The organism is Streptomyces sp. cg35 (genome assembly GCF_050410835.1).
Classification (GTDB): Bacteria; Actinomycetota; Actinomycetes; order Streptomycetales; family Streptomycetaceae; genus Streptomyces.
Window position 1 is genome coordinate 1,712,896 of the sequence record NZ_CP191268.1, and the last position, 22,940, is coordinate 1,735,835.

A 22,940-nucleotide genomic window follows, 5' to 3' on the forward strand; every position below is an offset into this window, starting at 1 on the left:
GCACGTGGCGGGCAAGCAGGAGGAGCCGGGGCAGGGACGGACGTCCCTGAGCGCGCAGGCGCGCGAGGAGGTGCGCCGGCGCATCGTCGACCGCCGCTACCCGATGGGCGCGCGCCTCGTGGAGCGGGAGGTCGCCGAGGAGCTGCGCATGTCCCGGGTCCCGGTGCGCGAGGCGCTGCGCGCCCTGGTGACCGAGGGCCTGCTGGAACTGCTGCCGCACAGCGGTGTGCGTGTGCGGCGTCTGGAACGGGTCGACGTCCGGCACCTGTACGAGGTGTGGGAGCCGCTGGCCGTGCAGGCCTCGCGGCTCGCGGCCCGCGCGGTCGCCGCCGCGGGACCGCGGGAACCGGAGGGCCTTGCCGCGCTGCGGGAGCTCCTCGCGCGGGCCGAGCGGGCGGCCGCGGCGGACGAGGGGCCGCGCGAGGTGGCGGCGCACACGGCGTTCCACGAGGAGATCGTGGCGCTCGGCGGCAACCCGCTGCTGGCCCGCACCATGGAGCAGCTCAGCTGGCAGTTGCAGCTGTTGTTCGGGATGCGCGACGAGCCCGAGCACATGCGGGCGCAGCACGCCGACATGTTCCGGCACATCGCGGCGGGCGACGAGGAGTCCGCGGCGGCGAGCACGCTGCTGCACGTCAGGGACAGCCGCGCGGTGGCGCTGAAGTCGCTCTTCGGTGACTCCGGCTCCAGTTTGTATACCGAGAGCGCGTAGATGGGCCACAAGCAGGTTCGGAACCGCTAGACATTCCCGGGAAAGCACGCAAAGGGGCGGGGCGGTCGCGAGGCGATCTTGCCGCGCCCTTTCTGTTGGTATACAAAAAGTCGGGCCAGGTCCTCCTCCCCCCAAGGAGCCCCCATGTGTGTCGAGCCCGCCGAGCCCCCGTCCAGCCGACTGACCCGCCGCGGGGTGCTCGCCGCCTCCGCGGCCCTCGCCGGCACCGCCACCGCCCTCACCGCCGGTTCGGCCCCCGCCGCGGCGGCGCCGAAGAGTCCCGCCCGCACCGGTGACCTGGTCGTCGAGGGCGGCACGCTGCTCGATCCGGCGACCGGCGAGGTCACCGAGGACGCGGTCGTCGTGATCCGGGCCGGTGTGGTGCGCGCGGCCGGCTCCCGTGACGACGTCGACGTCCCCGCCGGTATGCCGCGCCTGGACGCGCACGGCCACTGGATGCTGCCGGGGCTGATCGACGCCCACATCCACCTCAACACCGCGGCCGAGGCGCGCGACGCCGTCCGCCAGGGCGCCACCAGCGCGCGCAGCGGCTCCACGAACTTCTACCAGGACATCGCCGTACGGGAGTTGGCCCGCCAGGCCCCCGAACTGGCACCGCGGCTGCGGGCCGCCGGCATCTTCGTCACGCCCGACCTCGGCGACACCGTCCTCGCCGATCCCGACCTGACGCCCCTGGCCCGGCTCAAGAACGGCGTGCGGTCCGCCGAGGCGCTGCGCCGCGTCGTCCAGGTGAACCTGGCCCGCGGCGCGGACGTCGTGAAGACCCGGGTCAACGAGCGCGCGGGCCTGCCCGAGCAGGACCCGCTCGCCCAGGTGTACTCGCACGAGCAGCTCGCCGAGGTGGTGGCGGCCGCCCGGCGCGGCGGCAAGGGCGTGCTGTGCCACAGCTACAGCGAGCAGGGCTGCCACGACGCGGTGACCGCGGGTATCCGTTCCCTGGAGCACGGCGTGTTCGTCGCCGAGCGCACCCTGCGCGAGATGCGGCGCAGGGGTACGTACTTCACCCCCACCCTGACCGCGATCGCCGGCCTCGCCGACTCCTCGGACCCGGTCCTGGCCGAGCGCGGCCGCGCCTATCTGCCGGTGCTCAAGAAGGCCGTGCTCGCCGCGCACGAGACGGGGGTGCCGCTGGCCGCCGGCACCGACTCCTCGGGCGGCTCGATCAAGCCGATCGGCCGCGAGGTCGAGTTGATGCACGCGGCGGGTCTGTCGGCGCTCGACGCGATCCGCACCGCGACGACCGGCGCCGCTCACCTGCTCGGCCTGGACGGTTCGGCGGGCCGCCTGACGCGCGGCCACGCGGGCGACGTCCTGCTGATCCCGGGCGATCCGCTGGCGGACGTCTCGGTCCTCAAGTCCCCGGTGCGCGTGGTGCGTTCGGGCATCGCCCTCTGATCATCCGACGCACGAGGCCGCCCGTTCCACCGCCCCACCTCAATCGCCTTCGAAGGAGATTCCGTATGACTCCCCCTCCCCTGTCCCGTCGTGGTGTCCTCGCGGGAGCCGCCTCGCTGGGCGCGGCCCTGACCCCGTCGGCGGCCGCGGCGGCACCGGCGGCCACGGCCGGGTCCGGCGGCGCGCATCGCCCCAAGAAGGCCGTGGTCTTCCGCGACGTACGGCCCTTCGGCGCGCGGGACGCCGTGGACCTGACCGTGATCGACGGTCTGATCAGCGACGCCCCCGCCCCCAGGGGCGCCAAGGTCGTCGACGGCGGCGGGCGGCTCGCCCTGCCCTCGCTGGTGGACGCGCACATCCACCCCGACAAGACGAGCTGGGGCGGCGACTGGGTGACCCGCAAGCCGGCGAGCAGCATCGCCGACTACTGCGCGCAGGACGTCGAGCTCTTCGAGTCGCAGAAACGTCCTGTCGGCGAGCGCGCGTACGGCCTGATGGCGCACGCCGTGACCCGCGGCACGCGTGCCATGCGGGCGCACGCCGACGTGGCGCCGGCCTACGGGCTGGCCGGTGTCGAGGGCATCGCCGAGGCCAGGGAGCGGCTCGCGGACGCGCTCGACGTGCAGATCGTGGCGTTCCCGCAGCACGGCGTGGTCCGTACGCCCGGTACGGCGAAGCTGCTGGAGGACGCCGCGCGCGGCGGCCTCGTCGACATGATCGGCGGTATCGATCCGATCAGCTTCGACCACGCCCTCGACGAGCAGCTGGACCTGGTCTTCGACCTGGCGGACAAGCACGGTGTCGGCGTCGACATCCACCTGCACGACCGAGACGAGAAGGGCACGAAGGTGCTGCGCGGCATCATCGAGCGCACCCGGGCGCTGTCGCTGCGGGGCAAGGTGACGGTGAGCCACGTCTTCTGTCTGCCGTTCCTGTCCGCGGCCGAACTCGACACGATGGCGGGCGACCTGGCCGATCTGGACATCGCCCTGACCACGGTCGCGCCGAACGAGTCCCTGGTGCTGCCCATCACCGAGCTGAAGAAGCACGGGGTGCGGGTCGGGCTGGGCTCGGACGGGGTGCGCGACTCGTGGAGCCCGTTCGGCAACGCGGACATGCTGCACCGGGCGCACATCCTCGGCTGGGTCACGGATGTCCGCCTCGACGACGAGCTGACGTCCTGCTACACGGTGGGCGCGCACGGCGGCGCCGACGTGATGGGCCTCCCGCACGCCGACCTGCGGCCCGGGTCACCGGCGGACTTCGTCCTCGTGCGCGGCGAGTGCGTCCCGCAGGTCGTGGTCGACATGCCGCAGCGCGACATGGTCGTCCACGGCGGTCAGGTCGTGGCGCGGAACGGGGAGCTGGTCTGACCGGCACGGGCCCCGGCCCCTACTCGTCAATCGCCGGAGGGGCTTGACCGGACGGGGTCCGATGTCGACGGGGGCCTCATGCGGAAGTCGTACCGGGCGGGCAACGGCTCGCCCGGTGCGACCCGCGCCCAGACCTCCCCGAGGATCTCCGCCCCCTCCCGCAGATCCGCGACCTCGAACCCCGCCTCGAAGACACCCCGAGCGGCCGCCACCTCGCCCTCGGCGAGCAGAAGTCGGGCCTCCAGCAGACGGAACCGGCCGCGCGACCGCGTCCCCGCGTGCAACCGGCCCCACACACCCCGCGCCTCCCCGGCCCGCCCCACCGCCAGCAACGCCTCGATCGCCTCGCGCCCGAGCGCGGCCGTCGCGGCCACCCAGGCCTCCCCGTCGTCCCGGCGCTCCGCGCACAGGTCGTCGAACGCCTCGGCATGCCGGTCGGCGGCCCGCTCGTGGTGTCCGTCCGTGGCGTCGGCCACCGCCAGGCACCGCAGGAACGGCCAGTCGGACGCGGCGAGTTCGAGCCCGCGCTCCCAACTGCGCACGGCCTGGGCGCGGTCCCCCGCATGCCACTGCGCCACCCCGAGGTGGTACTCGGACAGCGGCCGGGCCGGCGCCGTCTCCAGCATGTCCCGCCAGGCCGGGGCGACCGGGCTGGGCCCGGGCGCGCCGACCCGCCGCGGCTCCGGGAGCGCGCCCGTCTCCAGCAGCTCCCGCCACGGGGCCTGCGCCTCGCCGAGGGTCGACTCGTCGAACGGCGTCCCGGGCAGCTTCCATCCGGCGCGCAGCACTTCGAGCGCACCCCACCCGGATCCGACGGCGAGCCGCTGCCCCGGCTCGGCATCGGCGTGCGGCCGCCATGCCTCGTACGCGGCCTCGACGTCGGCCCGCGGCAGCGCCCGTTCCAGCCGCCCCTCGACCTCGTCGACGACGGCGGCCCAACTCCCCTGGGAGTGAACCGTTTCGGCAGTGGCCGACAGCGGCCCGTACGCCTCCATCCAGCTGATCTCCCCCTCCGCCTCGAGGCGTACGTGCTCCAGCTGAGTGCGCGCGAGGCCGGCCTGGATCTCGGCGTAGCCGCCGGTGCCGGGCTCGGTCAGCCATTCCTGCCAGCGCCGCCCGCCGGTGCCGCTCCCCCACAGGAAGAGCTTCCGGCCGCGCAGTGTGTCGGTCGACGTCTGGACGAGCCCGTGCCCGTCCCCGTCGAGCGCGGCGATCCAGCGGCGCCGGCCGTCCCCCACCTCGTAGAAGTAGTCGGCGGGGAACTCGCTGTTCAGCGGATACGTGCGGTCGCAGCCGTCGCACTCGGGCACGGGGACCCGGCGCAGCGCGTGCTCGTACCCGAAGTGCCAGGCCTCCTGTGCGGGGGCGATCACCCGGCGCTCCTCGGGCACGGCGATGTTGGACCACCAGTAGACCGGCGCGGGCTTCTCGTGCGGATTGCGGATGCGGACGGCGACGTAGAGGAAGTCGGATTCCTCCGGCAGCCACAGGTCCACCTGGAAGGGCAGGTCGCGCAGCCGCTCCCACTCCCACAGGCGCAGCATCTCGCCGCCGTCGGGCGCGGTGACGCGCGCCGCGTGCAGGGGCGCGCAGGACAGGGTGGTGTGGCCGGTGGCGCCGATGTTCCACTCGACGCCACCGGAGAACCAGGCGCCGTTGAGCGCGAAGGCGGCGGGCTGGAACACCGGGTTGCGGTAGAGGAGTTCGCGCCCGGTCGGCTTGTGGAACAGCGAGGCGATCCGTCCGCCGAGGCCCGGCAGCACCGTCACCCGCAGCCGGTCGTTCTCGAGCACGATCGTGTCGAGGTCGACCGGGGCCCGGTCCCGGCCGTAGCCGTCGCGGATCCGCTCGGGCAGCAGGCTGCGCAGGGGCCGGTAGCCGAGCTGGCGGGCCATGTCGAGCGGCAGGTCCTCCTTGGCGCGCTCGTCGATCCCGTGGACCTCGTCGAGGGGCCGCAGCGGCGGCAGCGGGTTCGCGGGGCCCAACTCGACGCCCGGCAGGGTCAGTACCTCACGTCGCAGCATGGTCACGTCTGCCTCCCGTCGGCCCGGGGCGCGGCCCGCCCCCGATGACCATGGAACATGGTCATCGGCGAGCTGACCAGGGGCTGCTCCGGTCAGGATTGCGCAAAGGCGGCGACGACCAGATCGGTGAGCAGCGCTCCCGCGGTGCCGTCCGGGTCCAGGTCGGGGTCGTAGATCGTGACGTTCATGCCGACGCAGCGCGGCGAGGCGAGCAACGGCCTCAGCAGCGCGAGGAGTTCGTCGGGCAGCAGCCCGTCCGGGTCGGGGCTGTCGACGGCGGGCATGACGGACGGGTCGAGCACGTCGGCGTCGAGGTGCACCCAGAATCCGTCGAGCACCGGCACCTCGAAGCTCTGCACGAAGCCGCGTACGACGTCGTCGACGCCCCACTCGCGGAGTTCGCCGACCGTCACGTTCGGGATCTTGAGTGCGGCGAGCTCGGCCCGGTCGTCCCCGAAGGCGTCGCGCCCGCCGAAGAGCCGGACGTCCTCGTCGCGCAGATACGGCCGCAGCCCTTCCAGGTCGGTGAGGTCCCGCTGCCCGCGGCCCGTCGCGAGGGCCAGTTCCTCGCCGCCGGCGGCGCCGACCCTCTCGGAGTTCCCGGGGTGGCGGAAGTCGGCCGAGGCGTCGACGGCCGCGAGTCCGAAGCGGCCGATGCGGCGCAGGGCGAGCGCGGCGCCCAGCTGGATCGAGCAGTCGCCGCCGAGCACGAGCGTGAACTCCCCCGCGCGCAGGTGCCGTTCGATCCGGTCGGCGAGCCGCACGGTGTACGCGGCGATGGCGGCGGCGTTGAAGACCCCGTCGCCCTCCTGCCAGTCGCCCCGGTCGTAGCGCGGCGGGACGACGACGCCACCCTCGAGGGCGCCGAGCCTGCGCACGATCCCGTTCTCGCGCAGCGCGCCGGCGAGCTTGTAGACGCCGGGGACCGTGCCGGGGGCGGGCGGGCGCAGGCCCAGGTTGGAGGGGGCGTCGATGGCGACGATATTCCGCATGCCGGCCATCCTCATCGACGTAGGCTGGCGTTTTCAACAGTTCCGCAGCACGAGGAGCACGTCGCACCATGGCCGAGAGCCACACCTACCGGGTCATCGTCCGCGCCACCTTCGAGGGTCTCGACGACGCGGTGCGGGAGCGGCTGCTCGCCGAGGTGGCGGAGCACGAGGGCATCGCGGGGATGCGGTTCGCGCCCGAGGGCTCGCTCGCGTACGACCGCACGCTCAAGCACTTCTCGATGCGCTACGTCGTCGCGTCCGACCCGGACGACGGCGACGAGATGGCGGGCGCGCTCGCCGAGGAGCGTGCCGAGGCGTATCTGCGCGAGCGCGGCCTCGGGCACGGGGAGCTGCGCTCGACGGTGACCGACATGGACACCATGAAGATCAACCGGAAGCCGGGCCGGGCCGGGCGGTAGTCATCTCGGCGGTGAGCGCCCAGCGCTCGTGGTCGCGCCAGGCCCCGTCGATGAAGAGGAAGTCCGGCGAGAAGCCCTCCAGGCGGAATCCGGCGCGGCGGGCCAGCGCGAGGGACGCGGTGTTGCCGGGCTGGGCGTTGATCTCCAGTCGGTGCAGGCCGAGCGGTCCGAACGCGTACCGGATCACGAGGCCGAGCCCCTCGGACATCAGACCGCGCCCGGCGGCGTGCGCGAAGGCGCCGTAGCCGAGCGCGCCGCTGCGGAAGCCGCCCTGGACGACGTTGTTGATGTTGATGAATCCGGCGATGGCGCCGCTCTCGCGCTCGCACACGAGGAAGCCGTGCTTGGCCGGGTCCTCGACGAGCTGCCCGGCGTACCCGGCGAACGCGTCGGCGGTCAGCGGCGGGAAGAGCCAGGGCCGGTGCAGTTCCCGGCTCTCGCGGGCCCGGGCGGTGAACTCGTCGGCGTCGGTGAGGGCGATGTGCCGCAGGACGACACGGCCACCCACGGCCAGATGATCATTCATCCGGGCAGCCTACGCGGCGGCTGCCGGGCGCCCTGCTACGGGCATTTCTCGCCGTGCTTCACGACGCCGATGCGCACGGTGCCGGTCCCGATCTCCCGCCCGACGGCCGGGGACTGGCTGCACACCTTCCAGCTCAGCGGCCACAGGACGTGCCGGTGCGTGCCGCTGACGTCGGCGACCTCGACCTTGGTCCGGTAGTCGAGGGTCGAGAACACGTGCATCAGCCCGCGGCCGCGGAAGTCGGGCATCCGCGGCCCGTCGGCCGCAGCCGCCGCGCCCGCCGACGCGGTCAGGGCGAGCACCGTCCCGGCCGCCACTGTCGCCACTCGTCGTCTCACTTGCGTCTCCTCGCCATGAAATAGCCCCCGCAGATGCCGCCGATGACGAAGACGGCCGCGAGCGCCAGGTACAGCGGCATGGTGACCTCGGGGATCAGCAGCCGGATCTTCACCTGACGGGTGTTCTCGAAGATGAAGATCACGGCGAGGACCGCCAGGACCAGTACCGCGATCCTGGCCGGCGTGAACGCGCTGGAGCCGCCGCTCTTCGAGGAGCTCGCGGTGTCCTTGGGGCTCATCGGTGGACCCTTCCGTCGTTCCCCCGGAGGACGTCGCCGCCTCCCCGCCCAGCATGTGCGGGAAAGCGGCGTTTGCGCAGCGGCCGAGGGCCCGTACGGGTGACGGCTACTGCCCGACGACGGGCAGTTCCACGGTGCCGGTGTCCTCGGGCGCGCTGGTGACGGTGACCGGCTTGACGCCCTTGTTGCCGCCGTACGCGTCGTCGCTCGCGGCGACGACGAACCGGATGCGGTGTCCCTTCTCGTAGCGATGCACGATGCCGGGCAGGGTGACGGTGAAGGGGCGGGTGACGTCGGGCACCCGGACCGGGGCCACCAGCCGGTGCACCAGGGTCTTCGTGCCGTCGGGCGCGACGTCGTACAGCTTCGCGAAGAGGACGAGCTTGTCGGCGGCGTCACCGGAGTGCTGCACGCGCTCCGTCCTCGGCGAGATCACCTTGAGGGTGGCCTTCGGGGCGCCGACGACGTCGGTGGCCGCGGTCAGCGGGTCGGTGGTCCAGTCGAGGTAGGTGCCCCGGGTGTCGCGCGGCGCCGGGTCGGGCAGTCCGATGAGTCCGGCGAGGGACGACTCGGAGTGGCTGGTGGGGATGAGCCAGTTGCGGTACTCGCGGCTGCCGCGGGCGACCTTCTTGCGGTTGTCGACGAGCTTGCCGTCGCCGGACAGGTACAGCTTCTTCGACAGGGCGGGGACGCCCGGGGCGGTCGCGTAGGTGTCGTCCGGGTCGCCGATCCAGTCCCGGTAGTAGGCGAAGGCGGGTCCGGTGTCGACGCCCTTCTTGTGGTTCAGGTAGCGGTCGAACCAGGCGAGGATCCGCCTGCCGACGTAGCTGGTCTCCAAGTTGCCCTGGGACAGGTTGAGTTCACCGGACGCGGGGTCGGTGAGCCCGCCGCTGTGTCCCCACGACTGCCAGATCATCTTGGCGGTGGTGCCCTGCCCGCGCAGGGTGTCGTACGTGGCCCTGGCCTCGTTGAGATTGAACAGACTGTCGGCCTGTCCCTGGACGAGCAGCGTCGGCGCCTTCACGTCCTTCAGGTACGAGACCGGGGACACGCTGCGCGCGTAGTCGAGCAGCGCCCGGGTCCTGTCGGCCGGGTAGCGGCCGGAGTTGAGGGTGCGGATCGTCTCGCAGGCGTCGTCGACGAAGTGCAGGCAGCTCAGCTTGTTGATGCGCGACGGGTCGAGCGAGGGCTCCAGCAGCGGCTGCCCTTCGCCCATCAGATAGAACCCGTTGCTCCACTGCCACTTGAAGACGCCGGGGGTGTCCCGGTCGGCGGCGTTCTGCGGGTCGAGCGAGTAGGCCAGGTCGTGCCAGGTGATCAGCGGGACCAGCGCGTCCACCCGGTGGTCCACGGCGGCCGTGGCCATCTGGACGGCGCCGCCGTACGAGCCGCCGATCATGCCGACGCGCGGGTCGCCCTTCTTGTCGGCCGTGACGTAGTCGACCTCGGTGCCGTCGTCGGCGGCCCGGGTGCCGGCGAGGAAGTCGACGAGCGCGGAGGCCGCCTTGCCGTCGATGCGGGGGTCGTCGAGCGAGATCAGGCAGCCCGACTTGCCGAAGCCGAGGCCCGAGTAGACCAGTCCGACGTAGCCGCGCTGCGCGAAGGCCTTGCCGGTCGCGTCCGTGGACCCGTCCGACTTACTGCCGCCGAAGCCGTTCGTGGTGAGGACGGCGGGCGCGGGGTGCTCCGCGTCGACACCGGCGGGCCGGTACAGGTCCGCATCCACGGTGCAGGTGCGGTCACCGGTCTGCACGGTGAACTTCAGTGCCGTGACGGTGTATTCGCCGGTGGACGCGGTCACGCCGCCGACCGCGCTCGCGGGGACGGCGAGGGCCAGCGGGGCCGCGAGTGCCGCCGCGACGGTGCCGATGGCGGCGGTGAGGGGGGTACGGGGTCTGGGCACGGGTGTCCTCCACGCGTGGTTTTACCGACCAGTAGGTATGCGCGCGGAGTCATGGTGTGACGCGTGTCAGTTGAGGGTCAATGGGTGTGCGGGAGGTTTCTGGCGGGGCCGATCGCCGTGCGGGGCGGCGTGTTGGGTGAGTGCGGGTGGAGTGTGGCTGGTCGCGCAGTTCCCCGCGCCCCTGAGATGCGCACTGCGTGCGCCATCTCAGGTCATAGGTCCTGCACGGAGGTACGCGCCCGCTCCCGGAGGCGCGGCGGGGCCGCAGGCCTTCAGGGGCGCGGGGAACTGCGCGAGCAACCACGGCGAACCCGGTGCCGCCCGGCAAGAGAACCCGGCAGGCGGTGAGGCGTCAGCGCAGCGCCGGCGCATCCAGCGTCAACGTCAAGGCCCCGGCGTCCAATTGCCCCGCCACCCCGAACGGCAGGGTCAACGCCCCGTCCCCGTGCCCGAACCCGAACTCCTCCACCACAGGAACCCCGAGCCCGCCCAACCGGTCCATGAGAAGAGCCCGCACCTCAGGGTACGGATCGCACTCCGCCCAGGACCCGAGAAGAATCCCCGAGACGCCCTCCAGCCAGCCCCCGCGCAGGAGTTGGGTGACGTACCGGTCGATGCGGTACGTCTCCTCACCGACGTCCTCCAGACAGAGCAGGCCCCCACGCGCGCAGGCACGGGCGTGCCGCGTACCGAGATCGGCGGCGAGCAGGGACAGGCAGCCGCCCAGGGTGACGCCCCGCGCGACGCCGGGCACCAGTACACCGGCCCCCTCCCCCGCGGGGATCACCCGGACCGACTCGGGTGCGAACAGCGTGGCCCGCAGATGGTCCTGCGCCCGTGCGTTCTTGAGGAAGTCCGCCGCCGCGACCATCGGCCCGTGCAGCGTGCTCACGCCGAGGCGGACGGCGAACGCCTCGTGCAGCGCGGTGATGTCGCTGTACCCGACGAACGCCTTGGGCCGCGCGGCCCGCATCGCCGTCCAGTCGAGCAGGTCGACCATGCGCTGTGCCCCGTATCCGCCGCGGGCGCACAGCACGGCGTCGACACCGGGATCGCACCAGGCGCGCTGCAGATCGGCGGCCCGGTCGGCGTCCGCACCCGCGAGGTAGCCGAACTCCCCGTGCACGTCCAGGACATGGGGCGCGACGACCGGCTCCAGGTCCCAGCCGCGCAGGATGTCCAGGCCCGCCTGCAGCCGGTCCTCGGGGACCGGACCGCTGGGCGCGACGACGGCGACCCGGGCGCCGGGAGCCAGCCTCTCCGGCCGCACCAGCGGTTTCACTTGGTGAGCTCCAGGGTGGGGATGCCGATCGGGTGCAGGCCGAACACCTGGGCGTACAGGGAGAGTTCGGCTTCCAGGGCGCGGACCATGGTGTCCGCCCGGCGGAATCCGTGCCCCTCGCCCTCGAAGGCGATGTACGCGTGCGGCACCCGCCGCCCCTCGCTCTCCACCCGCGCGAGGAACCGCTCGCACTGGGCGGGCGGACAGATCACGTCGTCGAGTCCCTGGAGAAGCAGGAAGGGCGCCGTGAGCCGGTCGGCGTGCTCGGCCGGGGAGCGCTCCGCGTACCGTGCGGGGACCTCGTCGAGCGGTCCGACGAGGGACTCCAGGTACTGCGACTCGAAGTCGTGCGTCTCCCCGCTTCCCCAGGCGGTGAGGTCGAGGATGGGGTAGATGACGGTGCCGCACGCGTAGACGTCCGTGCTGGTCAGGGACGCCGCGCTGGTCCAGCCGCCGGCGCTGCCGCCGCGGATGGCGAGCCGGTCCCGGTCGGCGGTGCCCTCGTCGGCGAGCGCGAGGGCGACGGCCGCGCAGTCCTCGACGTCGACGACGCCCCACTGCTCCCGCAGCCGGTTGCGGTACTCGCGCCCGTAGCCCGTGGAGCCGCCGTAGTTGACCTCGGCGACGCCGATGCCGCGCGAGGTGAAGTAGGCGATCTCCAGGTCGAGGACGAGCGGCGAGTGACCGGTGGGGCCGCCGTGCGCCCATACGACGTACGGCGGGAGTTCCTCGTCCGGGGCCGCGTGGGTGGGGCTGTGCGGCGGGTAGATGTGGGCGTGGACGTCCCGGCCGTCGGGCCCGCTGAAGACACGGATCTGCGGCTCGGGGTAGTACGCCGGGTCGACGGGGTCGCTGTGCGCGCCGCCGATCACCCGGGTGCGCCCGGTGGAGGTGTCCAGCTCGACGACCTCGTGTCCGGTGCGGGGGCTCGCGGCGACGCCGACGACGCGGGTGCCGTGCACGGCGAGCGAGGAGGACCACTCGGTCCAGGGGCCGGCCGTGTCGACGACCTCGCCGGTCTCCGGGTCGAGGACGCCGAGCGAGGTGGCGCCGACGCCGTGCACGACGGCGACCAGCCCGGCCTCCAGCGGCTTGAACCAGCTCAGGCCGATCTTCCACAGCGGCCCGCCGAACTCCTCCTCGCGGGGGCAGAGCGGCCGGGCCGCGCCGGAGCCGGCGCCCGCCGCGTCGATCCGGTACACGTTCCACCAGCCGCCGGCGTCCCCCGAGTACAGGAGCGCCCCGTCGTGGGCCCACTCGACCTGGCAGACGGACTCCTCCGGGCCGCCCGCCACGGTCCGCGCGGGGCCGAACGTGCCGTCCCCGGCGACGTCCGCGACCAGCAGCTCGGTGCCGTCCCAGGGCATGCGCGGGTGATCCCAGGCGATCCACGCGGCCCGTCGGCCGTCCGGCGCGAGCCGGGCGCCGGTGACGAACCGGTGGGCGCCGTCGGTGAGTTCGCGCACCGCGCCGCGGTCATCGGCCGCCGAGCCGTCCAGCGGGACGGCCGCGACCACGCGCCGCACGTCGGTCGGCCCGTCGCCGGTGAACTCCTCCAGGACGCACCACACCTCGTCCCGGCCGGGGTGGAACTGCGGGTCGGCCCAGCGCAGGCCGTCGCCGACGGCGGACAGCGGGGTGAGCGGGCGCGGCTGCGCGCCGGGAAGGTCGGGCTCGTACGCGTACAGCCGCTGGTCGGCGAAGTTCACGAAGACCAGCAGCGGGCCCTCGGAGCGCTGGGTGCCGGCCCAGGGGCGGCCGCCGTACTCGATGACGCGGCTGCGCACGTTCCACGGCGCGGGCAGCACGGACTGCTCCGTGCCGTCGGGCCTGCGCCGCACCAGGGCGCGCCGGCCCGCCTCGGCCGGCCGCGGCTCGGTCCACCAGGCCTCGTCGCCCACGAATCCGACGTACTCCGGCTTGCCGTCGTGCGCCGCCGCCAGCGCGGCGTCGATCGGCGACGGCCAGGAGCCGTAGGCCTGCGTGTGCACCATGTCGTTCCCGCCCCCCATTTACTCCAGACCCTCCATGTTCTTCGCGTCCTCCGCTTTTTCCTAGTACGTCGCGCGGGTAGGGGCCGTGCCTATGCCGAGCGCAAGAACCGGTCGAGTACGCGCACGCCGAAGTGCAGCGCCTCCACCGGGACCCGCTCGTCGACACCGTGGAAGAGTGCCTGGTAGTCGAAGCCCTCGGGGAGCTTGAGCGGGGCGAAGCCGTAGCCGGTGATACCGAGGCGGGAGAACTGCTTGGCGTCCGTGCCGCCCGACATGCAGTAGGGGACGGTGTGCCCCTCGGGGGCGAACTCCTCGACCGCGGCCCGCATCTTCGCGAACGTGGGCGAGTCGACGGGCGCCTGGAGGGCGACCTCGCGGTGGTGGAACTCCCAGTCGACGTCCGGTCCGGTGAGCGCGTCGAGGGTGGTGCGGAACTCGTCCTCGGCGCCCGGCAGATAGCGGCCGTCGACGTGCGCGGTGGCCTCGCCCGGGATCACGTTGATCTTGTAGCCGGCGGACAGCATCGTCGGGTTGGCGCTGTTGCGCACGGTCGCCTCGACGAGGGAGGCGGCCGGGCCGAGCCGGGCCAGCAGCGCATCGACGTCGAAGTCCGCCGCGTGGACATCGGTCTCGATGCCGTACAGGGCCGCGAGTTCGGACAGGGCGGCGCGCACGGTGGGCGTGAGGCGGATCGGCCACTGGTGCTCGCCGATGCGGGTGACGGCGGCGGCGAGGCGCGTGACCGCGTTCGCCGCGTTCACCTTCGAGCCGTGTCCCGCCTTGCCGTGGGCGGTGAGCTTGAGCCAGCCGGTGCCGCGCTCGCCCGCGCCGATGGGGTAGATCTGCTTGCCGCTGCCGTCGTGGAAGGTGTAGGCGCCGGACTCGCTGATGCCCTCGGTGCAGCCCTCGAACAGCTCGGGGTGCTCGTCGGCGAGGAACCCGGAGCCGTCCTCGGCGCTGGCCTCCTCGTCGGCGGTGAACGCGATGACGATGTCGCGCCGCGGCCGGAACCCGACGCGGGCCCACTGGCGGACGGTCGCGAGGATCATCGCGTCCATGTTCTTCATGTCGACGGCGCCGCGGCCCCACACGACGCCGTCGCGGACCTCGCCGGAGAACGGGTGCACGCTCCAGTCGGCGGCCTCCGCGGGCACCACGTCCAAGTGGCCGTGGACCAGGAGGGCTTCGGCGGAGGGGTCGGTGCCCTCGATGCGGGCCACCACATTGCCCCGGCCCGGGGTGCGCTCCAGGATCGTCGGCTCCAGGCCCGCCTCGGAGAGCAGGGCCGCCGCGTACTCGGCGGCGGGGCGCTCCTTGCAGTCGCCGCCGCCGCGGTTCGTCGTGTCGATGCGGATCAGCTCGGAGGTGAAGGTGACGACTTCGTCGAGCGCCTTCTGGTCGATCGTCGGAAGGTGCTGCTCAGCCATACTGTTCCTCCACCGCGGCCGAGGCGATCGTGGTGACCGCCTTGAAGGTGCGGATGCCTTCGTACATGGTCTCGTGCGTGTACGCGATCCTACGCTCGCCGGTCCGCTCGACCCCGGGCACGACGGTCGAGGCCATGGCGAGGTGCTCGGCGTCGAACTCGACCTCCACCGTGAACGGACCCGCCTGCACCGGCTCGTGACGCACGGCGATCGACGCGGCGTCCTTGGCGGCGGCCCGGATGTCGGCGGCCGTCCGCCCCGGGGTGCGGCACACCGCCGCGTACCGGGACACATGGTCCTTGACGGCGACCTTGCGGGCCTCCGGCGCGTACCCGAGAGCGTCGTCGCAGGCGTGGTCGTCGCCGGTGACGAGGACGACGGGGACGCCGTACTCGGCGACCACGTGCGCGTTCAGCAGGCCTTCGCTGGCCCGTACGTCGTTGACCCACACGCCGGTGATCTGGTTCGCCAGGTACGTGTGCGCGAGGACGCCCTCCATGCCGGCGCCCGCGTGGTACCCGATGAACGCGATGCCGTCGACATCGCCGTGCTGGACGCCCTCCACCATGGACAGCGACTTGTGGCGTCCGGTGAGCATCTGCGCGCGGTCGTCGAGCTGCTCCAGGAGCAGATTGCGCATCGTCCAGTGCGCCTCGTTGACGAGCACCTCGTCGGCGCCGCCGTCGAAGAAGCCGAGCACCGCCGCGTTCACGTCCGAGGTGAACAGGGAGCGGCAGCGCTCCCACTGCGGTGTGCCCGGCAGGACGTCCGCGGGCCAGGTCACACCGGTGGCGCCCTCCATGTCGGCGCTGATGAGGATCTTCATGGCCAGCACCGTACGCGGATCCGGGCACACCTCACCAGACCTGTGGATAACTCTCAGGGGTATAGACCAATGGAGGACCCGTTCGGCCGGGTTCGCGCTCGTCAGCGCGCTGCGGGCGGATCCGGCGCCAGCATCCGGACGAGGGCGTCGACGAGGGCGCCGTGCCAGCACGCGTAGTCATGGCCGCCGTTGAACTCGTCGAGCGTGACCCGGTACCCGGCCGGGCGCAGCGCCTCGTACAGCGCGCGGCTGTAGCCGACCATCGGACCCTCGTGCAGCCCTACGTCGAGGTGCACGGTGAGGTCGCGGGGCGGGGCCTGCGCGTACCGCCCAACGAGCCAGGGGACGCCGGCGACCGGAGTCTGCGGCACGGCGTCGACCGGCAGGCCGGGGTGCCACCACAGGGACGGCGACTGGGCGAGGACGTTGCCGAACCGCTCGGCGCGGACCAGGCCCGCGTACAGGGCGGTGAGCCCGCCGAGGCTCTGTCCGGCGACGACGGTGCGGCGCGGGTCGGTGGTGAGCGGCCAGCGTCCGGCGGCCCAGGGCAGTACGTCGTCCGCGAGGAACGTGACGTAGGAGTCGCGGGCGCTCATCTCGCGCCAGCGGGTGGGACCGTCGACGGAGTCGGGGGCGAGGACGATCAGCGGCGGCAGCGCGCCGGCGGCGATCAGCGCGTCCAGGGAGTCCTGCAGGCCCATGCCGCCCAGCCACATGTCGCCGTCGCCGAGCACGACGACGGGCAGGTCGCGGTGGCCCTGTCCGGGCGGCAGGTAGACCCACACGTCACGGACCGCGCCGAGGGCGGGGCTGTCCACGCGGTGCCGCTCGACCCGCCCGCGCGGCACCTCGCGCGCGGCCCCCTCCCAGCACTGTCCGGGAGCGGCGGGCAGAGCGAAGACGGAGGAGTCCGGGCCGCCCCAACGGGTGGGGATCGTCCGGGGGTTGAGCGGATCGGGGCCGGCGTACCGCTGGAGGGTGCGCAGGAACTCCTGGAGCCGGTCGGGGTCGGCGGGCGGGTGGCCGGTCGAGATGTCGGCGGCCATCCGGTAGGCCCCCCGGTGGTCGGCGCGCAGGCGCAGGCCGAGATGCCAGATGTCGGTGCCGGGGACGTGGTGCAGCAGGGCGTCGGCGAGCCGGGCGCGGTCGACGAGGCGGTTGCTGAACAGCAGGACGTGCCGGGTGGCCCGGTGGCCGCGGTACAGGAAGGTGAGGGTGCGGTGGTCCGGTTCGCCCTCGATCGGCTCCACGAGCGGGGCGCCGAGCCGTGCGACGTCGGCCCAGAACGCGGCGGCGAGGTCGGCGCGCAGCGGCCCGTCGGCCCCGGTCAGGTCGTCGAGCAGCCGCGCCACCCGGACACCGACGGCCGGGCGCGGCCGTACGGCCTCCTCCACCCAGGCGAGATCGGACGAGACCAAAGGCGCGTGCATCGCCCCACCGCTTCCTGACCCATCGTGACTTACTTAGCTTAGCCTAAGCTAACCTACCATCGGGGCGGGTCGGACGCCCGCTCCACCACCAGCCACCGCGACGGCAGCTCGATGCGGCTCCCGTCGGGGGTGAACTCCGTGGTGATCAAAGGCAGTTCGCCGGACGCGAGCACCGCGAGGCCCGCCGCGTCGGCATACCCGGGCACGGCCGCGTCGCGGACCTCGCCGGGGGCGATACCATGGGCGAACACCGGGGCCAGCTTGGGCGGCGGACCGGCCGGGTGCCGCGCGAGCCCCCGCAGGATCGTCCGGGCCCCCTCCGACAGCTCGACGACGAAGCCGCGCCCGCGCTCGCCGACCAGCGCCGCCACCGCGTCCATGAGCGGCTGCCGGTCGACGGGGTCGCTCTGGTGCAGCACGCCCCGCATATAGACGTTCACGTCACCCAACTCCACGTGCAGCGCGCTCACTTGACGCTGGTCCGTGGCGTCCAGCTGCCGGTAGTCGGCCTGTTGGGCGGGGTCCGCGCGGCGGGCCCGGCCGAGGGCGGCACCGGACAGGTCCACGCCGACCACCTTGCGGTAGCGGTCGGCGAGGAAGCGGGTCTGGGTGCCGTTGCCGCATCCGAGGTCCACGACGGGCAGGCCGGGGGCCGCCAACAGCGGCTCGAACAGGTCGAGATGGAGGCCCACGGTGAGCGCGGGCTCGGCGTCCCAGAAGACGCCTCCGGGCTCCTCGGGAGCCTCGCCCCAGAAGCCCTCCCACGCCTTCTTGTAGCGCTCGGTCACACTCATGGGCCCTCCCGGGGGTGCGGCGGCGGAACCGGCCGGAGCATCAGGTCGGTCTACCGCGCCGGGGTGCGCCCCACAAGCGGGGCGGCACCGCCTTCCCGAGGTACGGGCCTTCGGCCCCCGCGTCAGACGCGCTCGCGGCGCAGGGTGAGCTCGAACCACACGGTCTTGCCGTGCGCGGTGCGGCTCGTGCCCCACTCGCGCGCCAGACGCGCGACGACGCGCAGCCCCCGCCCGAACTCGTCACCCGGCCCCGCGCTGCACAGCGTCGGCAGGGTGTGCTCGGTGTCCTCGACCTCGCACAGCAGCGTGCCCGAGCGCACCAGGCGCACCTGCACCCGGCCGCCCGCGGTGTGCCGCACGGCGTTCGTGACCAGTTCGCTGACCATGAGTTCGGCGACGTACTCGACGTCCGACAGGCCCCACAGCGCGAGCTGCCGCCGTACGAGGCCGCGGGCGCGCGGCACTTCGGACGGTTCGCCGTCGAGCTCCCACTGGGCGACGTCGCCGGGCTCGATGCCGCTCGTGCGGACCATCAGGAGCGCCACGTCGTCCTTGCGGCCGCCGCGGCCCGCGAGGGAACGGATGATGGTGTCGCAGGCGTCGTCCATGGAGGCGGCCGGGTGGGCCGCCGACTCGCAGAGCGTGGCAAGCCCCACCCCGATGTCCTCGCCGCGGACCTCCACGAGGCCGTCCGTGCACATCACGACGCGGTCGCCGGGCGCGACCGGGATCCGTACGGACTCGAAGGGCACCCCGCCCACACCGATGGGCGCGCCGGTGGGCAGTTCCAGGAGCTCGCTGCGGCCGTCGGCGGCGCGCACGATCACCGGCGGGATGTGTCCGGCGTTGGCGAGGTGCAGTCCGCCGGCAATGGGGTCGTACACCGCGTACAGACATGTGGCGAGATAGTGCTCCCCCAGGCGCTGCGCCAAGTCGTCCAGATTGCGCAGGAGTTGGGCCGGCGGCAGGTCGAGGGCGGCCATCGTCTGCACCGCGGTCCGCAACTGGCCCATCATGGCCGCCGAGTTGAGCCCGTGCCCCATGACGTCGCCCACCACGAGGGCGGTACGCGCGCCCGGCAGTTTGATGGAGTCGAACCAGTCGCCGCCGACCCGGCCGAGCAGGGCGCCCGGCAGATAGCGGGTGGCGACGTCGCAGCCCGGCATGTGCGGTTCGATGTGCGGCAGCATGCTGTCCTGGAGCGTCTCCGCGACGGACTCCTGGTACGCGTACATGCGCGCGTTGTCGAGCACGAGCCCGGCGCGCGCGGCGAGTTCGGCGCCGGTGACGCGGTCCATGTCGTTGAAGACCGGCCGCTCCCGGTGGCGCAGCAGGATCATGAACCCGAGGACCACGTTCCGCGCCTTCAGCGGCACGACGAGCATGGAACGGTGGTTGATCAGCGGGCGGATGTCGCGCTTCTCGAACTGCGCCGCGATCGCGTTGCCCATCTCCTCGGAGATGTACGGGACGAGGACCGGGTCACCGGTCGTCATGCACTGGAAGAACGGCGTGTGCGCCGGGAACGGCATGGACTCGCCGACCGGTACGACATCGTCCCAGCGGCCGGGTTCGTCGGTGTGCTCCACGGCGACGCGGTGCCACATCGTGGTGGTGTCGGGCGGCCCCTCGGGGAACCCCTCGCCCGCGACGACCTGTTCCCGCAGGTACGTGCCGGCGACATCGCTGAAGCGGGGCACGACGGCGCGGCTGACCTCGATGATCGTGCGGGACAGATCGAGGGACGAACCGATGCGCCCGCTCACCTCGTTGAGGAACTCCAGGCGCTCGCGCACCGCCATGAACTCGAGGTCCTCGGCGTCGTCCGGCGGCCTGCGCGGGGACGGCACCCCGGCTGCGGCGGCGCGCTCGGCCCGCACCCGCCGCTCCTGGCGCTCGGTGCGCCGCGCGACACCCCAGTCGGCGGTGACGGGGACCCGGTCCTGCTGGCTGAACTCCAGGACTGGATAGCCGAGTTCGAGTACCTGGCCGACGATCCGGGCGCTCTCGCGCACGCTCATGCTGGGCAGGATCTCGGGCAGTCTGCGGGCGAGCTCGTCGGCGGCCGGGAAGTCGGTGTGCAACGCGAAGCCTGGGGCCATGCGCTCTCCCGCCACCTCCCGCGGGCCCTCGGCCCCCGGGTCGCCGCCACTGAGCCGCCGGGCGTCGGCGGCGAGCACGAGCAGCCGCTCGGGGCCCGGCCCCACCAGGGGGTACGCCCACCACAGCACGTCGATGCGTTCGCAGGGCCCGGCGCTGGTGTCGAGCCGGGCGCGGCCGGCGGCCGGGTAGGAGGTGCGGCCGCCGAGCGACTCCTCCAGGCCGTGCCCGAGCCCGTCGTGCGCACCGTAGGGGCCGCGGGCCGCCTCGGGCTCCACACAGTCGTCCGGGAGGGCGCCGGACACGGGCAGGAGGTCGGCGACGGGACGGCCCACCGCCTCCTCCCGGCCGGGGCCGAAGAGGCGGCGGGCGCCGGTGCTCCAGTGGGAGACGCGGCCCGCCCGGTCGACGACGACAACGGCCAGCGGGACGCGGCCCTGGGGGGATCGACCGGTGCCTGGCATCGCGCCCGCGCTCCTTCCCTCCGGCACGCCGGGGGTGCGCACCGCCTCCTTCCACGGTACGCGCGGCCCGTCAACACCGGGTGTCTACGGGCGAATTGACCCTCCGCCCCTTGACGGGCGCCCTGTGTCGTGCGGGGCGCCCGGGCGGCGACGGGCCGGGCGGGTCCCACGCCCCCGACGGGGCTCTCAGTCCTCGTGCCCGAGCTGGAGGTCGCGTTCCGTGCGACCGCCCCCGGCGACCTGGAGCACCGTGGCGACCGGCGGGTAGCCCGCCGCGATCACCGTGTACTCGCCCGACGACAGATCGACGAAGCGGAACGTCCCGTCCGGCCCGGTCGTCAGCGTGTCCACGACGTTCCCGGCGGCGTCGAGCAGGGTGACCCGGGCGTCCTCCACGGGACGGCCGCCGCCGGCCCGTACCGTTCCGCGCAGCACCGCCCCGCCCGCCAGTTCCACGTCCTGCCGGGTCTCGCGGGAGGCCATCACCGTCACGGGCAGGGCCGCCGGGCGGTACGCGGGGGCGCTCGCCGCCAGGGTGTACTCGCCGGCCACCAACTCCGTGATGACGTAACCGCCTTCACGTCCGCTGCGGGTGGTCGCGACGACCTCGCCGTGCACATTGGTCAGGGTCACGGTCGCGTCCCGCACGGGAGCTCCGTCCGCCGTGAGCACCGCACCGGCGAGGCGGCCGGCGCCGCCGAGCACGACGTCCAGGTCGACCGGCCGCTCCCCGACGGTGACCGTGACCGCCTGCGGCTGGTGTCCGCCGGCCGCCGCGATCAGCACGTAACTGCCCGCGCCCGGCGTCGACAGCGCGTACCGGCCGTCGTCGCCGCTGGCGCCGCGCCCGATCTGGGTGCCGCCGACGTCGATGAGGGTGAGCGCGGCGCGCGGTACGGGGGTGGAGTCGGAGTGCCGCACCGTTCCGCAGACCGGGACCCCGGCGGCGTACGAGACACGCTCCTGGGCGGGCACGACGGGGGTGACGGGGTTCTCGGAGGGGGCTGTGCTGGACAACAGGGGTGTCTCCTTGAGGAAGAAGGCGAGGACCAGACCCAGGACGAGGACCGGCACCAGGTAGAGGAAGATGCGGGGCATCGCGTCCGCGTAGGCCTGGATGTACGGGGTGCGCAGCGCTTCGGGCATCGCGTGGACGAGCTGCGGGGTGATGGACGCCGCGTCGGTCCGTCCGGCCCCGGTGGCGGGCAGCCGGTCGGCGAGGGCGTCGGCCAGCCGGTTCGCGAAGAGCGTGCCGAAGATCGCGGCGCCGACGCTGCCGCCGATCTGCCGGAAGTAGTTGTTGGCGCTGGTGGCCGTGCCGAGGTCGGCCGGGCGCACGGAGTTCTGCACGGCGAGCACCAGCACGGGCATGATCAGGCCGATACCGGCGCCGAGCACCGCCATGTAGGCGCTGTACTCGAGGCGCGGGGTGTCGACCTCCAGGCGCGACAGCAGATACATGCCGAGCGCGGACAGGGCGCTGCCGAGGATCGGGTAGAGCTTGTAGCGGCCGGTGTGGCTGATGAGCTGGCCCGAGATGATCGAGGCGCCGACGACGCCGCCCATCATGGGGAGCATCAGCAGCCCGGACTCGGTGGCGGTGGCGCCGTCGACCATCTGCAGGAAGGTCGGCAGATAGCTGGCCGCGCCGAACAGGGCGACGCCGACCACCATGCCGATGAAGCCGCTGAGGTTGAAGACGGAATCGCGGAACAGCCGCAGCGGGATGAGGGGTTCGGCCGCGAACTTCTCGGCGACGACGAACAGCACCGCGGAGGCGAGCGCGCCGGCGCCGAGTCCGATGATGACGCGGTCGCCCCAGGCGTACTCCGTGCCGCCCCAGCTGGTCAGCAGCACGAGGCAGGTGGAGGCCGAGGCCAGCAGCAGCGCGCCCGGCACGTCGAGCCGGGGCTTCTTCGTGGGCTTGGGGAGCTTGAGGACGACCGCGGTGACGGCGAGGGTGACCAGGCCGAACGGGACGTTGAAGTAGAAGCACCAGCGCCACGAGAGGTGGTCGGTGAAGTAGCCGCCGAGCAGGGGGCCCGCGACCGAGGCGAGGCCGAAGGCGGCGCCGATCAGGCCCATGTAGCGGCCGCGTTCGCGCGGCGGCACGATGTCGCCGATGATCGCCTGCACGCCGATCATGAGACCGCCGGCGCCGACGCCCTGGACGGCCCGGAACGCGATGAGCTGGTCCATGCTCTGGGCCCGCCCCGCGAGCGCGGAGCCGATGACGAACACGACGATCGCGAACTGGAAGACGCCCTTGCGGCCGAAGAGGTCGCCGAGCTTTCCGTAGATCGGCAGGCCGATGGTGGAGGTCAGCAGATAGGCGGTGATCGCCCAGGACATCTTGTCGAGACCGTGCAGCTCACCGACGATCTTCGGGAGCGCGGTGGCGACGATCATCTGCTCCAGCGCGGCGAGCAGCAGCGCGAGCATCAGGCCGACGAACACCATCCGGACGCGCCGCGGGCTGAGTCCGTCGCCGGGCAACTGAGGGGGCGCCGCGCCCTGTTGAGGCGCCGGGGCGGTGACCGGAGCCGGCTCGCGGGTCACCTCCCGCTCCCCCACGGGTTCGGTCACCAGCGTCGTCGTGCCCACCTGCTGCTCCCCTCGTCGCCCTTGCGCCGCCCATTTCTCGCATTACGCGACAACGGGGGGCAAGCGCGACGAGACGC

General features: G+C 73.1%; 18 protein-coding genes. 4 read left to right on the plus strand and 14 right to left on the minus strand.

Annotated features, from left to right (window positions below; translation table 11 throughout):
• Positions 1 to 4 precede the first annotated feature (4 nt).
• The 3 genes from ACQUQD_RS08085 to ACQUQD_RS08095 all read left to right on the plus strand — a co-directional run bounded on the left by ACQUQD_RS08085 (position 5) and on the right by ACQUQD_RS08095 (position 3,501).
• On the plus strand, positions 5 to 712 hold the full coding sequence (locus ACQUQD_RS08085; RefSeq protein ID WP_428951336.1) for a GntR family transcriptional regulator: 708 nt from the start codon (positions 5 to 7) through the stop codon (positions 710 to 712).
• 144 nt (positions 713 to 856) lie between these two features.
• Entirely contained in the window at positions 857 to 2,128 is a 1,272-nt protein-coding gene (locus ACQUQD_RS08090) for an amidohydrolase family protein (protein WP_428951337.1), read from the plus strand.
• Positions 2,129 to 2,193: 65 nt separating this feature from the next.
• On the plus strand, positions 2,194 to 3,501 hold the full coding sequence (locus ACQUQD_RS08095) for an amidohydrolase (protein ID WP_428951338.1): 1,308 nt from the start codon (positions 2,194 to 2,196) through the stop codon (positions 3,499 to 3,501).
• A 26-nt stretch (positions 3,502 to 3,527) separates the two neighbouring features.
• On the opposite strand, the gene ACQUQD_RS08100 is transcribed toward ACQUQD_RS08095, so the two are convergent.
• Positions 3,528 to 5,525 carry a DUF5107 domain-containing protein gene (locus ACQUQD_RS08100; protein WP_428957485.1) on the minus strand — a complete coding sequence of 666 codons (1,998 nt, stop codon included), beginning with the start codon at positions 5,523 to 5,525 and terminating at the stop codon, positions 3,528 to 3,530.
• Between the two features lie 92 nt (positions 5,526 to 5,617).
• Positions 5,618 to 6,517 carry an arginase family protein gene (locus tag ACQUQD_RS08105; protein ID WP_428951339.1) on the minus strand — a complete coding sequence of 300 codons (900 nt, stop codon included), beginning with the start codon at positions 6,515 to 6,517 and terminating at the stop codon, positions 5,618 to 5,620.
• Positions 6,518 to 6,585: 68 nt separating this feature from the next.
• Between ACQUQD_RS08105 and ACQUQD_RS08110 the strand changes: the two genes are divergently transcribed.
• The gene (locus ACQUQD_RS08110; protein WP_428951340.1) at positions 6,586 to 6,936 is read left to right on the plus strand and encodes a DUF6204 family protein; all 351 of its coding nucleotides are present in this window, start codon (positions 6,586 to 6,588) and stop codon (positions 6,934 to 6,936) included.
• On the opposite strand, the gene ACQUQD_RS08115 is transcribed toward ACQUQD_RS08110, so the two are convergent.
• From ACQUQD_RS08115 to ACQUQD_RS08170, 12 genes are all read right to left on the minus strand, one after another.
• Complete coding sequence (locus tag ACQUQD_RS08115; protein WP_428951341.1) at positions 6,905 to 7,462, minus strand: GNAT family N-acetyltransferase; 558 nt, start codon at positions 7,460 to 7,462, stop codon at positions 6,905 to 6,907. The genes ACQUQD_RS08110 and ACQUQD_RS08115 overlap by 32 nt on opposite strands.
• A gap of 35 nt (positions 7,463 to 7,497) precedes the next feature.
• Positions 7,498 to 7,800: a hypothetical protein gene (locus ACQUQD_RS08120; RefSeq protein WP_428951342.1), complete on the minus strand. Its 303-nt coding sequence runs from the start codon at positions 7,798 to 7,800 to the stop codon at positions 7,498 to 7,500.
• Positions 7,797 to 8,039 carry a LapA family protein gene (locus ACQUQD_RS08125; RefSeq protein WP_428951343.1) on the minus strand — a complete coding sequence of 81 codons (243 nt, stop codon included), beginning with the start codon at positions 8,037 to 8,039 and terminating at the stop codon, positions 7,797 to 7,799. The genes ACQUQD_RS08120 and ACQUQD_RS08125 overlap by 4 nt, the downstream gene beginning before the upstream one ends.
• Positions 8,040 to 8,145: 106 nt before the next feature.
• Positions 8,146 to 9,942 carry a CocE/NonD family hydrolase gene (locus tag ACQUQD_RS08130; protein WP_428951344.1) on the minus strand — a complete coding sequence of 599 codons (1,797 nt, stop codon included), beginning with the start codon at positions 9,940 to 9,942 and terminating at the stop codon, positions 8,146 to 8,148.
• Positions 9,943 to 10,294: 352 nt separating this feature from the next.
• Positions 10,295 to 11,224 carry a S66 peptidase family protein gene (locus ACQUQD_RS08135; RefSeq protein WP_428951345.1) on the minus strand — a complete coding sequence of 310 codons (930 nt, stop codon included), beginning with the start codon at positions 11,222 to 11,224 and terminating at the stop codon, positions 10,295 to 10,297.
• Positions 11,221 to 13,218, minus strand: a complete 1,998-nt coding sequence (locus ACQUQD_RS08140) for a prolyl oligopeptidase family serine peptidase (RefSeq protein ID WP_428951346.1) — start codon at positions 13,216 to 13,218, stop codon at positions 11,221 to 11,223. Before ACQUQD_RS08140 ends, ACQUQD_RS08135 begins: the two co-directional genes overlap by 4 nt.
• Positions 13,219 to 13,307: 89 nt before the next feature.
• Positions 13,308 to 14,645 carry a M20/M25/M40 family metallo-hydrolase gene (locus ACQUQD_RS08145; protein ID WP_428951347.1) on the minus strand — a complete coding sequence of 446 codons (1,338 nt, stop codon included), beginning with the start codon at positions 14,643 to 14,645 and terminating at the stop codon, positions 13,308 to 13,310.
• Positions 14,638 to 15,471 (minus strand): M55 family metallopeptidase, encoded by an 834-nt coding sequence (locus ACQUQD_RS08150; protein ID WP_428951348.1) that lies wholly within the window; start codon positions 15,469 to 15,471, stop codon positions 14,638 to 14,640. Before ACQUQD_RS08150 ends, ACQUQD_RS08145 begins: the two co-directional genes overlap by 8 nt.
• Positions 15,472 to 15,572: 101 nt before the next feature.
• The gene (fes, locus tag ACQUQD_RS08155) at positions 15,573 to 16,901 is read right to left on the minus strand and encodes an enterochelin esterase (RefSeq protein ID WP_428951349.1); all 1,329 of its coding nucleotides are present in this window, start codon (positions 16,899 to 16,901) and stop codon (positions 15,573 to 15,575) included.
• A gap of 53 nt (positions 16,902 to 16,954) precedes the next feature.
• The gene (locus tag ACQUQD_RS08160; protein WP_428951350.1) at positions 16,955 to 17,695 is read right to left on the minus strand and encodes a class I SAM-dependent methyltransferase; all 741 of its coding nucleotides are present in this window, start codon (positions 17,693 to 17,695) and stop codon (positions 16,955 to 16,957) included.
• Between the two features lie 122 nt (positions 17,696 to 17,817).
• Positions 17,818 to 20,259, minus strand: coding sequence for a SpoIIE family protein phosphatase (locus ACQUQD_RS08165; protein ID WP_428951351.1), 2,442 nt, complete (start codon positions 20,257 to 20,259; stop codon positions 17,818 to 17,820).
• A gap of 186 nt (positions 20,260 to 20,445) precedes the next feature.
• Positions 20,446 to 22,863 carry an MFS transporter gene (locus ACQUQD_RS08170; protein WP_428951352.1) on the minus strand — a complete coding sequence of 806 codons (2,418 nt, stop codon included), beginning with the start codon at positions 22,861 to 22,863 and terminating at the stop codon, positions 20,446 to 20,448.
• Positions 22,864 to 22,940: the final 77 nt, after the last annotated feature.

Bases quoted from the DNA above. Each gene is read 5' to 3' on its own strand.
- ACQUQD_RS08090 (WP_428951337.1), top strand. From the start codon at position 857: ATGTGTGTCGAGCCCGCCGAGCCCCCGTCCAGCCGACTGACCCGCCGC.
- ACQUQD_RS08095 (WP_428951338.1), top strand. From the start codon at position 2,194: ATGACTCCCCCTCCCCTGTCCCGTCGTGGTGTCCTCGCGGGAGCCGCC.
- ACQUQD_RS08100 (WP_428957485.1), bottom strand. From the start codon at position 5,525: ATGCTGCGACGTGAGGTACTGACCCTGCCGGGCGTCGAGTTGGGCCCC.
- ACQUQD_RS08105 (WP_428951339.1), bottom strand. From the start codon at position 6,517: ATGCGGAATATCGTCGCCATCGACGCCCCCTCCAACCTGGGCCTGCGC.
- ACQUQD_RS08110 (WP_428951340.1), top strand. From the start codon at position 6,586: ATGGCCGAGAGCCACACCTACCGGGTCATCGTCCGCGCCACCTTCGAG.
- ACQUQD_RS08115 (WP_428951341.1), bottom strand. From the start codon at position 7,462: ATGAATGATCATCTGGCCGTGGGTGGCCGTGTCGTCCTGCGGCACATC.
- ACQUQD_RS08125 (WP_428951343.1), bottom strand. From the start codon at position 8,039: ATGAGCCCCAAGGACACCGCGAGCTCCTCGAAGAGCGGCGGCTCCAGC.
- ACQUQD_RS08140 (WP_428951346.1), bottom strand. From the start codon at position 13,218: ATGGTGCACACGCAGGCCTACGGCTCCTGGCCGTCGCCGATCGACGCC.
- ACQUQD_RS08145 (WP_428951347.1), bottom strand. From the start codon at position 14,645: ATGGCTGAGCAGCACCTTCCGACGATCGACCAGAAGGCGCTCGACGAA.
- ACQUQD_RS08150 (WP_428951348.1), bottom strand. From the start codon at position 15,471: ATGAAGATCCTCATCAGCGCCGACATGGAGGGCGCCACCGGTGTGACC.
- fes (WP_428951349.1), bottom strand. From the start codon at position 16,901: ATGCACGCGCCTTTGGTCTCGTCCGATCTCGCCTGGGTGGAGGAGGCC.
- ACQUQD_RS08160 (WP_428951350.1), bottom strand. From the start codon at position 17,695: ATGAGTGTGACCGAGCGCTACAAGAAGGCGTGGGAGGGCTTCTGGGGC.
- ACQUQD_RS08165 (WP_428951351.1), bottom strand. From the start codon at position 20,259: ATGCCAGGCACCGGTCGATCCCCCCAGGGCCGCGTCCCGCTGGCCGTT.